Origin of the sequence: Pseudoalteromonas sp., assembly GCF_018402495.1 — a bacterium.
GTDB lineage: Bacteria > Pseudomonadota > Gammaproteobacteria > Enterobacterales > Alteromonadaceae > Pseudoalteromonas.
Map to the genome: position 1 here is coordinate 382,968 of NZ_JAGYIU010000003.1, position 14,065 is coordinate 397,032.

General features: G+C 38.5%; 9 protein-coding genes. 5 read left to right on the forward strand and 4 right to left on the reverse strand.

The window, feature by feature from the left end:
* Window positions 1–248 precede the first annotated feature (248 nt).
* The 3 genes from KG708_RS11540 (at window position 249) to KG708_RS11550 (ending at window position 6,326) form a co-directional block, all read left to right on the forward strand.
* Window positions 249–3,395: a DEAD/DEAH box helicase gene (locus KG708_RS11540; RefSeq protein ID WP_213609923.1), complete on the forward strand. Its 3,147-nt coding sequence runs from the start codon at window positions 249–251 to the stop codon at window positions 3,393–3,395.
* A gap of 559 nt (window positions 3,396–3,954) precedes the next feature.
* Window positions 3,955–5,424 carry a DNA recombination protein RmuC gene (rmuC, locus tag KG708_RS11545; protein ID WP_213609925.1) on the forward strand — a complete coding sequence of 490 codons (1,470 nt, stop codon included), beginning with the start codon at window positions 3,955–3,957 and terminating at the stop codon, window positions 5,422–5,424.
* A 104-nt stretch (window positions 5,425–5,528) separates the two neighbouring features.
* Window positions 5,529–6,326: a class III extradiol ring-cleavage dioxygenase gene (locus KG708_RS11550; RefSeq protein WP_213609927.1), complete on the forward strand. Its 798-nt coding sequence runs from the start codon at window positions 5,529–5,531 to the stop codon at window positions 6,324–6,326.
* Between the two features lie 75 nt (window positions 6,327–6,401).
* Here KG708_RS11550 and KG708_RS11555 read toward each other — a convergent pair whose 3' ends face one another.
* Window positions 6,402–7,265, reverse strand: a complete 864-nt coding sequence (locus KG708_RS11555; protein ID WP_301003391.1) for an MBL fold metallo-hydrolase — start codon at window positions 7,263–7,265, stop codon at window positions 6,402–6,404.
* Window positions 7,266–7,369: 104 nt separating this feature from the next.
* Here KG708_RS11555 and KG708_RS11560 point away from each other — a divergent pair, with 104 nt between their 5' ends.
* Together KG708_RS11560 and KG708_RS11565 are read left to right on the forward strand one after the other, a co-directional pair.
* Window positions 7,370–8,257, forward strand: a complete 888-nt coding sequence (locus KG708_RS11560) for a LysR substrate-binding domain-containing protein (protein ID WP_213610219.1) — start codon at window positions 7,370–7,372, stop codon at window positions 8,255–8,257.
* A gap of 134 nt (window positions 8,258–8,391) precedes the next feature.
* Window positions 8,392–10,728, forward strand: a complete 2,337-nt coding sequence (locus KG708_RS11565; RefSeq protein ID WP_213609929.1) for a S9 family peptidase — start codon at window positions 8,392–8,394, stop codon at window positions 10,726–10,728.
* A 169-nt stretch (window positions 10,729–10,897) separates the two neighbouring features.
* On the opposite strand, the gene KG708_RS11570 is transcribed toward KG708_RS11565, so the two are convergent.
* The 3 genes from KG708_RS11570 to KG708_RS11580 form a co-directional block, all read right to left on the reverse strand.
* On the reverse strand, window positions 10,898–11,872 hold the full coding sequence (locus tag KG708_RS11570; RefSeq protein WP_213609930.1) for an alpha/beta fold hydrolase: 975 nt from the start codon (window positions 11,870–11,872) through the stop codon (window positions 10,898–10,900).
* A 442-nt stretch (window positions 11,873–12,314) separates the two neighbouring features.
* On the reverse strand, window positions 12,315–13,583 hold the full coding sequence (locus KG708_RS11575; protein WP_213609931.1) for a HipA domain-containing protein: 1,269 nt from the start codon (window positions 13,581–13,583) through the stop codon (window positions 12,315–12,317).
* The gene (locus tag KG708_RS11580) at window positions 13,576–13,863 is read right to left on the reverse strand and encodes a helix-turn-helix domain-containing protein (protein ID WP_213609933.1); all 288 of its coding nucleotides are present in this window, start codon (window positions 13,861–13,863) and stop codon (window positions 13,576–13,578) included. The genes KG708_RS11575 and KG708_RS11580 overlap by 8 nt, the downstream gene beginning before the upstream one ends.
* Window positions 13,864–14,065 lie beyond the last annotated feature (202 nt).

Below are 14,065 nucleotides of genomic sequence, written 5' to 3' on the forward strand. Positions count from 1 at the left end.
GTTAGTAAAAACCTGATCTACGCTTAACTAAACTTCCTTTCAAAGTTAATTAGTTGTTTTTATTTTGTAATTTAAACGTGCTTTTTTAGTGAGCAAAATTAAACAATGATCGCCAATTCGCTATAAACCAATTTTTTACTAACCAATCAGATCCAACCAGTCTATTTTAAAAATAATATTGCTTTAGCTCAGCGCTGATAAGGCATATACTGGAAAAATTGTTTTTAAATTTTAATACTTTGAGTAACATGTCTGCTAACTTATCAAAAAATGATTTAATGGCTATTTTTGAAGAAATTAAAAATGAGCAGGCTACCCAGTTTCCTCTTTCTGAGCGATTCATAAAAAAATTGTTTAAACCTGCGGTATTAGCTAAAGGAAAATCTTATTACAAGAACGGTCAAATAAGCTGGTTAGAACATAACACTGATTTTTCTGTGATCGATTCTACCGTACAAGGTGATAAAGGCGTTGCCTTTAACCAACGAATTGAGATCAGTAAATTACCAACGGGTTATTCTATTGATACTCACTGCACTTGTAATCTCAAAACAAAATGCCGTCATTTAGCCGCTATTTTGTTAAAGCTCAAAATTGAGCACTCTGGTGAATACGGCGAAGACTATTTTATTAACGACTGGTTTAGTGAACTCAGTGCACTTAAAAATAGTAATCAGGCACAGCCTTCTCAAGTGCTACTTTTTGTATTAGACATTGAAAACAACAAGGTATTTTTAACTCCTAAAATTGCCAACTTTGACAAAAATAATAATTATTCATTAGGGCGTAACTTAACTGAGCAACAACTTAATAGCTTTGTTACACCAAGCGATTTGCTCGAAAGTGATTTTAGGTTATACAGCTGGATCCGATCACAAAATGCTGTGGGTAACATTGAACTAAAAGGTCAATGGGGGTTTAACGCCCTACAGCAATTATTAGCCACAGAGCGCCTGTTTTTACAACGTTCCCGAGTACCTATAAAAGCACAACCAGGCTTACCTCTTAATTTTATTTGGGAAAAACAAAAAGAGGTTACCCAGTTAAAAGTTCATCTAGATAAAATCCCTAATTGGGCGTTAATTAGAACCACCCCGCCTATTTACTTAGATCTAGATAATTTTAAGTTAGGTCGTATTCGTACGCCCTTAAGTGCTGACGAAATAGCTCATTTGCAAACAATACCTGCCCTGCACGATACCAATTTTGACCGAATTTATAAGCAGCTTGCTGATAACTTTGGCGCTGGTGTTATACCACACCCAACAAATACACCTAGTATCCCTGCTAAGTTGTTGAGTAATGCGGTGCTCAAAGTCAGTATGTCGGGTTCAGTTATGGCGATTTCGTTATTTTTTAAGTATAAAAATAAAAATTATTTAGCGGGTACGGCACCTGAAAATCTTATAAATAGTGCCTTTGAAAACACTGTTACTAATGAGTTAGTTAACTTAGGTTTTGATTTTTGTAAAGGGGGTTTACACAGCGAGTTTATTTTTAGTCAGGAGTCGGCTATTCATTTACATTGGCTAGTGTACGAGGTATTGCCGAGCTTTAAGCAACGCGGTTGGCAAGTATCGATGAGCAAAGTTAATATTGCTGTTACTAAAAACAAGGTGTCACTGCATGTTAATAGAGCGGCTGGTCATCAAATGCATAGCAAAGTTGTGCTAAATGATACCAAAGTTGCTGCGTTATTTAATGTAAATAATAAGCTGTATGAATCGTTAAACCGTCAAAGTGAATTATTTTATTACTATCCTGTTGGTCGTCAATTTGGGGTTATTGACAAAGCTGCGTTTAATTTACTGATTGAATTTAAACTGCGATTTGAATTTATTAAAACCCGTGACGAATTTAATATTCCGCTTTCATATTTACCTGAGTTAGTTCAGCACAGTGCAATTAATGTTGAGCTACATGACCCCTCACTAGAGCGCTACCTAGATGAGCTGAGCAACGACGCGCTACTCTCTCCTAATATTACTATTGATGGCTTAAACGACTCTGTGGTACTTAGAGAATATCAGCAAGAAGGAGTTGCCTGGCTTAATTTTTTAAAGCGTAATCAGTTAGGTGGCATTTTAGCGGACGATATGGGCTTGGGTAAAACCTTGCAGGTTATCGCTTATTTAGCAAGTTCATATAATACACCGCAAGCGGGGCCTACGCTTATTGTGTGCCCTACAAGTTTAGTGAGTAACTGGCAAAACGAAATTACCAAATTTGCTAAAAACTTAAAAGTGACGACTATTTTTGGTGCGCATCGCAATGACTCGTTACAGCATTTGGCACAAGCACAGTGTATTTTAACTACCTATCCTTTATTAAAGCGCGATATTGCCTATTACTCGCCACTTTATTTTGAAAACATTATACTTGATGAAGCCCAATATATTAAAAACGATACTGCTCAAGTGTCGCGTTTAGTAAAACGTTTAAATGCTGATTTTAAACTTTGTTTAAGTGGTACCCCAATTGAAAATAATTTATTTGAATTAAAGTCATTACTCGATTTTGCTATGCCTTCGCTTTTAGGTTCGCAGGCGCATTTTAAGCAACATTTTCAAGGCCCTATTGAACGCGAAAGTAACATTGAACGTGCAGAGCAACTTAAAGCGTTAATACTGCCGTTTATTTTAAGGCGCACTAAGGCTCAAGTTGCACAGGAGTTGCCGCAAAAAACTGAACTTGTAAAAGAGTTTGAGTTTGAACCTAAACAAAAAGTGATGTATCAAGGCATTACACGCGCGCTTGAAGAAAAACTCATTGATTTATTTGCCGAACAAGGTGTACAAAAAAGTAAACTTGCCTTTTTAGAAGCCTTGTTAAAGTTACGCCAAATTTGTTGCCATCCTGAACTCATTGAGCCTCAAACCGACGCTGCCAGTGCTAAACTAGAATGGTTATCGAGCCATTTACCTTTAATGTTAAGCCTTGGCCGTAAGGTGATTATATTTAGCCAGTTTACCTCTGCCCTTGATTTAATTGCTGAACGTTTAAATACGCAAAATATTAACTTTAGTATGCTAACTGGGCAAACGCGTCATCGCGATAAAGTAATAGACGAATTTACCAGTGGTAACACTTCCGTGTTTTTAATTAGCTTAAAAGCCGGTGGTACTGGGCTTAATTTAACCCAAGCCGATACCGTTATTCATTTTGATCCATGGTGGAATCCAGCTGTTGAAAAGCAAGCCACCGATCGTGCTTATCGTATTGGGCAAACAAATCCGGTATTTGTTTATAAATTAATTATGGCTAACTCTATTGAACAAAAAGTATTTCAAATGCAGCAAGATAAGCAAGCGCTTGTTGATGCATTATTTACTGAAAAATCAATGAGTTTTACCCAATTTGATGAACAACAAATGCTGTCTTTAATTAAAAATTAAAAATAATTTAAAAAATAATGACGAGCTTTTGAACTTATTCAAATTGTGGGCGTCTATTATAATGCTTGGTTAAATTGCAGTTTCTCCAAGTTTTCATGTTGATATCCCATATAGTAGTTACTAGACATAGTAATGATTAAGCCAGCCAGTTTAGCGCTGGCTTTTTTTTGCTTTATAAAAATTTTTTTAATTTTTTTGAACTAATCACACAGGGCATGAGTCTATTATTATGCTTGTAGTTGATATGTTGTTATACAAGTTTCATGTTGATTTCCCCGTTTAATTACTAAATTAGTAATGTTGAGCCAGCTGTTATAGCTGGCTTTTTTTTTAAATTATTTTGAACTAATTTAATTAGGCAGGGTCTATTATTATGCTTGTAGTTGATATGTTGTAATACAAGTTTCATGTTGATTTCCCTGTTTGATTACTAATTAAGTAATGTTGAGCCAGCTGTTATAGCTGGCTTTTTTTTGTGCTTAATTTAGTTCGTTACCCCTACTGCTAAAGAGCGTAATTCGTTATGATGGTATGTCTCTAAATTTTAAAAGTTTATTTTATGTTTACTTCGTTTTTATCTCATTTAGATTGGTTAAGTGTGAGTGTAGGTGCTGTAGCGGGCATAACTATTTGCACTGTTGTAGCAATGCAGTTAAGTAAAAAAATAAAGCGCCAATTGGCTGAGCAGCAGCAGCAATTATTGTTATTACAAAGTCAATATGAGCATACGCAAAAGCAATATTCTGCATTGGTTGAAGAGCACGACTTGTTGGGGCTCACCCATCAAGAGCAACGTGATCAGGCGCAGCATTTTAAAACACGTTTAATTGAGCAAGAAAAACAAAGCCAGCAATATAATCAATATTGGCGAAAAGCCGAAGCCGAGCTTACCGCTCTGCGTGAGCAATATAATCTACGTGATGTAGAGCTTAATAATATACGTACAACACTTGAGCAAAAGCAGCAACATTTTAGTGAGCAGCTAGCGCAGATAGAACAAAGTAAAGAAACACTAAAAAAAGAATTCGAAAATTTAGCTAATCAAATCTTAGAAGAAAAATCGCAAAAATTTAAAACATTAAATCAAGAGAGTATTGAACAGCTATTAAAGCCAGTTCAAGGTGAACTAAAAGGCTTTCGTGACAAAATGGAGTTGATACATGTTGAAGACTTAAAGCAACGTGCAGCGCTTAAAACTGAGCTATTACATTTACAAGCTAAAAGCCAGGCCATAACTGAGCAAGCCGATAAGCTAAGTAATGCGCTACAAGGGCAAAAGAAAACTCAAGGTAACTGGGGCGAACTCATGCTCGAAAACGTACTCGACAGCGCAGGCTTGCGTGCGGGCACTGATTACAAGCGCGAAGTATCGTTTAATACCGAAGATGGTCGTTTACGTCCCGATGTTGTGGTGTATTTACCGCAAGGGCGTCATTTAGTGATTGATGCAAAAACATCGTTAAATGCCTATACTCGCTATGTAAATGCCGAAACAGAGCTCGAATCTCAACAAGCCATTAAAGAGCATGTAAATGCAGTAACTGCCCGTATAAATGAGTTGGCCAGTAAATCCTATGACCGGTTACCGGGGTTAAACTCGCCTGAGGTTGTTATTATGTTTGTACCCATAGAGTCCGCCTTTGTAGAAGCACTTAAATACCAAAGCGACATATATCAACAAGCGATTGAAAAAAATATTTTGGTTGCTACCCCCACTACCTTACTAACCAGTTTAAATATTGTTAAACAGTTATGGCGTTTTGAAGAGCAAACTAAATACTCAAAAGAGCTGGCAAACCGAGCTGAGCGTTTTTATAGCAAGCTCAATGGGTTTTTAACCAGTATGGAAGGCGTGGGTAAACAGCTCGATAAAGCGAAAGATAGTTATGATAAAGCGTTTTCACAGTTATACCGTGGTAAAGGTAACTTAATTAAACAAGCCTCTGAATTTAAAGAGTTAGGGGTATCGGTGCAAAAAGAATTACCTCAAGAAAGTGTTGAACGCGCTCACTTGGAGCTTGATGAATAAACACCAATAATACGCTATAAGCACAGACGTTGTGCGTTTATGTAGCTAGTTATTTTAACTATGTGTAGGCATCATAATATAAATATTTTATTTGGAGCTTACACATGCAATACCCAAAGGTTTTCTTTTTATCTCATGGCGGTGGTCCATTACCGCTGCTAGGAGATCCAAGCCATACAGATATGGTGGAATGCTTACAAGTGGTTGCTGCTAAAATCAAAAAACCTAGCGCTATTTTGATGATCAGCGCACATTGGGAAGCTCAGCCTATTAGCATAACGGCTCACTCCTCACCGCCGCTTATTTACGATTACTATGGTTTTCCTGAGCAGGCGTACCAATTAACTTACCCTTGTGCTGGCCAGCCGCAACTTGCTAATTTAGTACAGCAAACGCTCAGAACACATAATATTGACTCAAAACTCGATTCACACCGTGGTTTTGATCACGGTATGTTTGTACCGTTAAAAATTATGTACCCGCAGGCCGATATTCCCTGTGTGCAAATATCCTTGCATCCAAGCCTTGATCCTCTGTTGCATATTGAGGTAGGCAAAGCACTGCAAAGTATAGACTACGATAATTTATTAATTATAGGCTCAGGCTTTACCTTCCATAATATGCGCGCGTTTGGTGTTACCCAGTCAAACGATATTAATTTGCAAAATCAGGTATTTGAAAATTGGTTGGTAAACACAATCACAGATCAAACATTAACCGAGCAACAGCGCGAACAGCAGCTATTAGCATGGTATAAAGCGCCTGCGGCACGCTTTAATCATCCCACAGAAGAGCACTTGTTACCGCTACATGTATGTTATGGCGCTGCTATGCGAGCAAGCAGTGAGGTATTTGAATTAAATATTGCCAATAAGCGAGCCAGTATGTATTTGTGGCAATAATAAAAAACACGCCAGACTTTGCTAGGCGTGTTTTTTGGTTCTACTGTATTTATTACAGGGGTTAAGCGTAAGCAATTACCATTTCATTTCGCCTTTATGAACTTTAGCGCCAATGCTCAGCGCCATAGGTAATGCAGCACTTGGGTATGTATTTGTCATTTTATCAATTAGTAGCTCACTGCTATTGCTACTTTGTTTAGCGTGTGCAAAATCCTTTAAATACTGGATTGCAAAGTCAATATTGTCAGCGTTTAGCTCAGTTCCTGCTTTCATATGCCCTGGGATCACAGTGATTGGTTTAAGTGCTTTCATTTCATTAAGTTGCTTTACCCATGCATTTTGCTCCGCTTGAGTTTGTGCATCGGCCATCCATAAATGAACATTCGCGTATACAGCTACATTCCCTAAAATGGCCTTGTTATCTGGGATCCATAAATAAGGACGATGGTTATATTCCCCTTTTGTGCCACGAATTTCTATCGTATGGCCTTCTATTTTTAAGCTATCACCATTAAAAGCCTTAGGTATAATAGGATTTTTGGGTGCATTTTCTCCCATTTTGGGCGTCCAAAAAGCAAGTTTACCCTGTAGCTTTGCCGCTATTTTTTGATGCACTGCGGGCGTAGTAATAACCTCTGCTTGAGGAAAAAGTTTTTGTAGTACTTCAGCGCCAAAATAATAATCAGGGTCGGCCTGGCTAATAAAAATAGTTTTTAATTGTTTGCCCGAATCAATTACTTTTGCAGCAATGCGTAGTGCATCGGCTTTAGTAAATCCGGTATCAATTAAAATTGCATCGGTACGGCCATAAACCAGCGTGGCGTTAACATGAAAGCTATTGCTGTCAGCGTTATACACATCAAGGGTTAGTGGGGTTTCGTCTGCAAGAGCAATATTGCTGGCTAATAGTGTACTTAATAAAAACGTGCGTAGGTTCATAGTATTCTCATCATTGGTTGCTAATGCGAGCATAATAAAGGTTTGATATGTTCAGAAAAACAACCAATAATAAGCATCATTATTTCATAAATCGTGCAAATACTATGGATAAACTCACCGCAGCGCAGGTTTTTGTGGATGTTGCCTACTCAGGCAGTTTTACGGCCACTGCCGAGCGCCTTGAAATGTCACGGCCTATGGTTACCCGACATATTGAATCGGTAGAAGCCTGGCTCAATACTCGTTTATTGCATCGAACTACCCGCAAAGTTACACTTACCACCGCCGGCGAGGCCTGTTTACCTGAAATAGAGCAATGGTTAGTACAGGCCAATCGTTTAGTTGAGCAAACAAAAAACCAGCAAGAGCTCTCAGGAAAAATACGTATAGCAACGAGTATGTCGCTTAGCTTTTCACAGTTAGCCCCTATATTTACACGTTTTATGAAACGTCACCCTAACGTGCAAATAGACATAGATCTTGAAGACTCAACCACAGACTTAATAGAGCAACGTGTTGATTTGGCAATACGTATTGCAGCCAATCCTGATCCTTCGTTAATAGGTAAACCTATTGCCGAGTGTGAATCTATTTTAGTAGCCTCAGCCGACTACCTTGCTGATTATCCGCCAATAACAACACCACAACAGTTAAGCGCTCATCAGTGTTTAGGCTATAAAAACTTCGACCGATATATTTGGCATTTACACAACGGGGATGAATTTCAATCGGTTGATGTTAAATGTAATTTAAGTGCAAACGAGGCCACCACATTACTCCATGCAGCCATAGCCGGTGGTGGTATTTCAGTACAGCCTACGTATTTGGCAAATCAATATATACTGGATGGTCGCTTGCAACGTGTATTAGCGCCATGGACATTAAACCCAATGAAAATATATGTGCTTTACCCTTCTCGTCAGCATTTATCGGCAACGGTAAGAGCACTAATCGACACGCTCAGTGAAGAATTTAAAAATCCAGCATGGTAATTAATTATAAAAGTTTGGGTTTAAACCATAGCTTTGTGCGTTAAGCATGCTGATATTATGTACGTTATTTTGTTACAGTAAATGTAATAAGCGCCTTAATCCATAAAGGTCAACAGACCCAAGGAACAATAACAATGAATCTGATCAAAACATCGGGCTTGGCACTGGCCATTGTTGCGGGCTTAGGCTTGCAAGCATGTTCAAGTACCAGCATAACAACCAACAATAATACAGCGATGAGTACCGTGAATAATCCATTAAGCCTAGCGCAAATTTATAAAGATAAAGAATTTAAAACCCAGCGTAGCACCTACTTTAAGTGGCTAGATGATGGTACTGGCTACACTGTACTTGAAGAGCGCGAAAGCGAAAAAGAAAAAGCAGATGATAACAACGCCGATGATGAAAAAGAGCACGGCGTAAAAGGCAACGACATTGTATTTTACAATGCTGACGGCACAGGCCGTAAAGTATTGGTTGAGTTTGAAAAGCTGTTGCCAGAGGGCGCAGACGAGGCATTGGCTATTGAAAGCTACCAATGGTCAAAAGACGGTAAATGGCTGATGGTATTTACCAACAGCGAGCAAGTTTGGCGTTCGCGCAGCCGAGGCGACTTTTGGTTACTTAACCTTGAGACAAACCAATTACAGCAACTTGGTGGTAAAGACGTTGAGCCAACTAAGTTAATGTTTGCTAAGTTCTCACCAGATAGCTCAAAAGTGGCTTACGTACGCGACAACAATATTTATATGCAAGCGGTTGGTAGTAACAATGTAACCGCGCTCACAACCGATGGTAACGCCACCATTGTTAACGGTAATTTTGATTGGGTATACGAAGAGGAATTTACCATTGCCGATGGTTTTCGTTGGAGCCCAGACAACAAATCAATTGCCTATTGGCAGCTTGATACCAGTGACGTTAAGTTTTTCACTATGATCAACAACACTGACGAACTGTACCCTACCCTAAAAGAATTCCCTTATCCTAAAGCGGGTGAAACCAACTCTGCCGTGCGTGTTGGAGTGGTAAGCCTTAGTGATAAACAAACCCGTTGGGCCGAGCTTGAAGGCGATAACCGCGACCGTTACATTCCCCGTATTAGTTGGGCAGGCACCGGTAATGAATTAATGATTCAAGATTTAAACCGCCCACAAAGCCATAACAAAGTCTGGTTGTTTGATTGGCAAAAGCAGCAACTGACTAAAATTTTAGAAGACAAAGACGATGCGTTTATAGAATGGTTTTATAAAGCCAACTGGTCAAAAGACGGCGAGTTTTTTATTTGGCATAGCGAACGCGACGGTTGGCGACATCTTTATCGTGTATCGCGCGATGGCAAAACTATTATCGACCTAACTCCAGGTGATTACGACATTATTGATATGCTTAGCATTAATGAAGATAAAAACGTGATGTATTTTATTGCCTCGCCAAACGATCCTGGTCAGCGTTATTTATACAGCACGCCGCTTGATGGCAGCAGCAAACCGGTACGAGTAACACCTGCTGAGTTTGAAGGTTCAAACAGCTATTACATGTCAAAAGATGCCTCATGGGCTATGCATACTTACTCACAATTTGGTACACCACCAATTAAGCAAATTATTAAAGTGAGCGATCACAGTAATGTAAAAACCTTAGTTGAAAATAACGAGCTGAAAGAAAAATTAGCTGAGCAAAGCTTACCAAAGCATGAGTTTTTTAAAGTAAACGCGCAAGATGGTACCGAGCTTGACGGCTACATTATGTTCCCTGAGAACATGGATAAAAGTAAAAAATACCCAATTGTGTTTTACGTATACGGCGAACCATGGGGTTCAACCGTGCAAGACCGCTGGGAAGGCAACAGTTACTTATACAAATCGTTACTAACGCAAAAAGGCTTTATTGTGGCATCGGTTGATAACCGCGGTACACGTGCACCAAAAGGGCGCGATTGGCGTAAATCGATTTATAAAAAAATTGGCTCCATTACTGTGCAAGACCAAGTAGACGCCCTAGATGCCATGGCTAAACGCTGGGATGTGATAGATACCGAGCGCGTTGGCGTATGGGGACACTCAGGCGGCGGTAGTTCAACCCTTAATTTATTGTTCCGCCATGGTGATAAATTTAAAGTAGGCATTGCCTCAGCACCGGTGCCAGACATTCGTTTGTACGACACTATTTACCAAGAGCGTTATGCGGGCAATCCAAATACCGATCCTGAGAGTTACGATAACACCTCGCCCATTACTTTTGCTAAAAACCTAACCGGTAAGTTATTGCTTATTCACGGCACAGGGGATGATAACGTGCATTACCAAGGCTCAGAGCGCTTAATTGACGAGCTTGTAAAGCACAACAAGCAGTTTGAGTTTTTCTCATACCCTAACCGCTCACATAGCTTACGTGAAGGTAAAGGCACCACCTTGCATTATCACACCATGATGGCCGATTTTTTTGAAAAGCACTTATTAAACAAGTAATCGCTTAAAAAAGTAAAACAATAAAAGGCGCACACTCATTAATAGTGTGCGGCTTTTTTAATCAAAATGTAACGGGGGTTTACAAGGCGTAAGTCGGAGAGAGTGCAACGAAACCCGACAATAATAAAAAATGACTTATACACTCAATGTCATCTAAAATAGCGAAGGCTCACCATGTTATTAGCCAGTTTTCAATTTCGATAACATCATCACGATCAAACACCATTAAACTTGAATGAGAGCGAGCATTAAAAGTTATTTTTTTTACTAACTCATTTTGTATAGATGAAAAGTAAGCCGGCGGGGATAGAGAGTCAACATCTGAGTTAATTAACAATACAGGCTTTTTAGTCTCAGTTAATTTAGGCAATAAATTTGTTTCTTGAATGGTTACTCCTGCCTCAAACATTGCTTGGTTAACAATATTATCAATCTCGCTATGAAAAAAATGACTAAGCAAAGGCGATTTATAAGGTAAGTACTCCTTAGCTGCAACGTCAAAACTCATCATTGGGGCAAGTAAAATAGCAGCGTCAACATATTCTGATGATAATAAGTTACTTGCAGTAAGTGCTCCCATAGAATGGCCGACTACAACAGTCTGGTTATTTGTTTGATTTAAAAGTGGTTCAGCAAGCAGTTCATTTAAAATGCCGTGCTCTTTTGCTGCAAATACAAATGCTTCAGTTGATTCACCATGACCAAAAAGATCTGGAATAATAACGTTCATACCAAGCGCTCTAAAATAGATAGCTGAAGCCATCATTGCTTCTTTACTGCCTCCATAGCCATGAAGTAATAAAGCAGTGCCTTCAAAACGATTAAATGTATCTGGTGTCATTCTGTGTGAAATTGTATTTTCTACATTATTACCAGTTGCATGAAGGTTGTAATAAACAGAACTCTCTTGCGAAAATTCGGCTGCTTGATAAGGTTCAGCAATCAGATATGTAATGCATTGAGTGGTACTAAAAGAGCAAAATTTTTGTTTTTCAAAGCCAATGTCGCTAGGTTTTGCTTTTATAAACTCCGCTTCAGAAAGATAGATACCGGGGTTTGACATGACGTAACTGCCAATTGAAGTACAGCCAGATAAAGAAAATATATAAAGTGTAACTGCTAATAGTTTGGTGAAATTTTCCATTTTCGCTTCATTAGTTAAACTTGAACATCAACACTTTAATTAAGCAGATAACGTCCTATGAGGTGGAGGAGGTTTTAGCCGTTAGTTAGGCATTTTTTTATTATTTCAAAGTACTTTAACAGTATCTTCTATCCACCTCAATTTTCTCAAGTAAATAAATCTGTTTGGCATTAGGTAGACACTTGCTTATTAATCAAAACCCAAATTTAGTGCTTAGTTACGACTTTGAGTTACTTTTTTATCTAAGCTTTATGGATTTAGGGGCTGAAATTTAACTCTCTTTTTTAATCAAAATGGTGCGGGGTTTTCAAAGGTTTTGTTTGAAATACAACAGCACCCAACACTAAGTATAGGAAGTCCATACTGAATGAAAAGTTATTTATCGAAACGGGCTAAGACGTTGTGTTTACAAGAAACTTTCATTAATCATCATTCCCTTGCTTTAACTCAACTTCCCAATCATTTCTTTAACTACTAAAAACTGCACTTGTCTTAACATTCTTAATTCCGCTGCGCGTACATCCGCAGGTGGCATATTTACAACTTCTTGGTATAAGTTATTAAATTCACTCTCTATATTATCTACAAAATAACTTAGCTGTTTTACTGCTGCAGAGCTAGGAATACCAAGCTCTTTTGCAAAAGCGATTACATCTGCTTTAGTAACATCACAAAAACGTTTTTTATTATTGATAGGAACTGACAGTGCTTCTTCTAGAGGGTTACCACCTTCTGAAACATAAATAATAGTGCTTAATAAATCATAAAATGGCGTTATTTGCGCAGACCCGCTTTCGTAGTAAAAGCTAATATTTTTTAAATGCGCATCCCCATTCCCGACTAATAAATTATAAATCACCCATTGATATAACTTGATGACCGTTGCCGCTTTAGGCCGTACGTTATTGAGTATTTTCTGGTATGTTTCAACCGTTGATGCAGAATATTTAGAGTGTCTGCTATAACTTAATAATTGGCAACTATCTATAATATGCTTGCGCTCTTGATCAGGATAACTTCCTACACGGTCAAAGCGCTCAACCAAATAGGCTGGCTCGGGTGTATAAATGAGCTGCACATTGGGTACATCAATTCCTAGGCGCTTGGCTAGTTTCATCATAAACCATTCATTGCATGTCGTTTGCCAATATTGGTCTGGCTCAGAGTGATCGGGTTTAAGTATATGAGTTGAAGGTGTGCCTTCATTTCCTTCAAATAATTCATCAGCGAGCTTAATAACTAGCATTTTATGCTGCGCGCCAGCAAGTGACATGCGGCTACTTTGGCGGATATTTAACGGTGCTCTGGGTAAGTTTTTAATTCGCCTAGATAGCTCGGCAAAGGGTAACGGTATTGCACTAGGGCTTGGAAAATCGACATGCTCTGGTAATAGCGTTAAAGCACCCGCAGACTCAATGCCGGATGCCGTAAGTAGAGCAAATGAATCCTCATGATCCACTTTCACTTCTTTTGCCAATAACTCACGTGCATTTTCTTCTGGCAGTAAATTATCAAAAAACTGCTGCACAGGCCGCGTAGTACCTGAATCTAAAATCACTTGCTCTTGTAATGGAATGCTGGGAGTTATTGCAAATTTATTAGCTGAGTTAAGCCAATCTTGATCGTATTTAAATGACCAAAAACCGTTACTATCTTGTAATTGGCCCATGAGCTGTTTGCCAGCATAAACATTGAGAGATCTATTATTCATGGCCTGCCACCATATTGCGGATTTGCGTTATTAATTTATTTTTAGCCTTTTCATCATGTTGAGGTATAACCACATCTATTTTTACCTCTAAACCTAAAGCTTCCATTAAATCGAACGCACGGCCGATTGATAAAGAGCCGGTGCCATTTTCAAAGTCACTGACCGTATTAATGCTGATACCGGAGAAGTCCCCTGCTGTTTTTTGATCAAGCTTTTGGCTTTTTCTCACAATACTTGCCAATTTACCTAATTGTTTTGCTGATTTTATCGTGACTTCCATTACCACCCCCCCTAATTCACAGTATTTTGTGAATAATAGATAAAACTGTTCAGAAAAGCCAATAATTCACAATATTTTGTGAATTACAAAAAGCATTAACTAAATAAAGAGTAAATTCACAGTATCTTGTGAATTTATTCCAAAGTAGACTTACAACCACCTTAATTCACAATAAACTATGAATTTAGGTAATTGAAAATTT

What these genes read in the sequence shown, in the direction of transcription:
- KG708_RS11540 (WP_213609923.1), top strand. Translation starts at nt 249, where the DNA reads ATGTCTGCTAACTTATCAAAAAATGATTTAATGGCTATTTTTGAAGAA.
- rmuC (WP_213609925.1), top strand. Translation starts at nt 3,955, where the DNA reads ATGTTTACTTCGTTTTTATCTCATTTAGATTGGTTAAGTGTGAGTGTA.
- KG708_RS11550 (WP_213609927.1), top strand. Translation starts at nt 5,529, where the DNA reads ATGCAATACCCAAAGGTTTTCTTTTTATCTCATGGCGGTGGTCCATTA.
- KG708_RS11555 (WP_301003391.1), bottom strand. Translation starts at nt 7,265, where the DNA reads ATGAACCTACGCACGTTTTTATTAAGTACACTATTAGCCAGCAATATT.
- KG708_RS11560 (WP_213610219.1), top strand. Translation starts at nt 7,370, where the DNA reads ATGGATAAACTCACCGCAGCGCAGGTTTTTGTGGATGTTGCCTACTCA.
- KG708_RS11565 (WP_213609929.1), top strand. Translation starts at nt 8,392, where the DNA reads ATGAATCTGATCAAAACATCGGGCTTGGCACTGGCCATTGTTGCGGGC.
- KG708_RS11570 (WP_213609930.1), bottom strand. Translation starts at nt 11,872, where the DNA reads ATGGAAAATTTCACCAAACTATTAGCAGTTACACTTTATATATTTTCT.
- KG708_RS11575 (WP_213609931.1), bottom strand. Translation starts at nt 13,583, where the DNA reads ATGAATAATAGATCTCTCAATGTTTATGCTGGCAAACAGCTCATGGGC.
- KG708_RS11580 (WP_213609933.1), bottom strand. Translation starts at nt 13,863, where the DNA reads ATGGAAGTCACGATAAAATCAGCAAAACAATTAGGTAAATTGGCAAGT.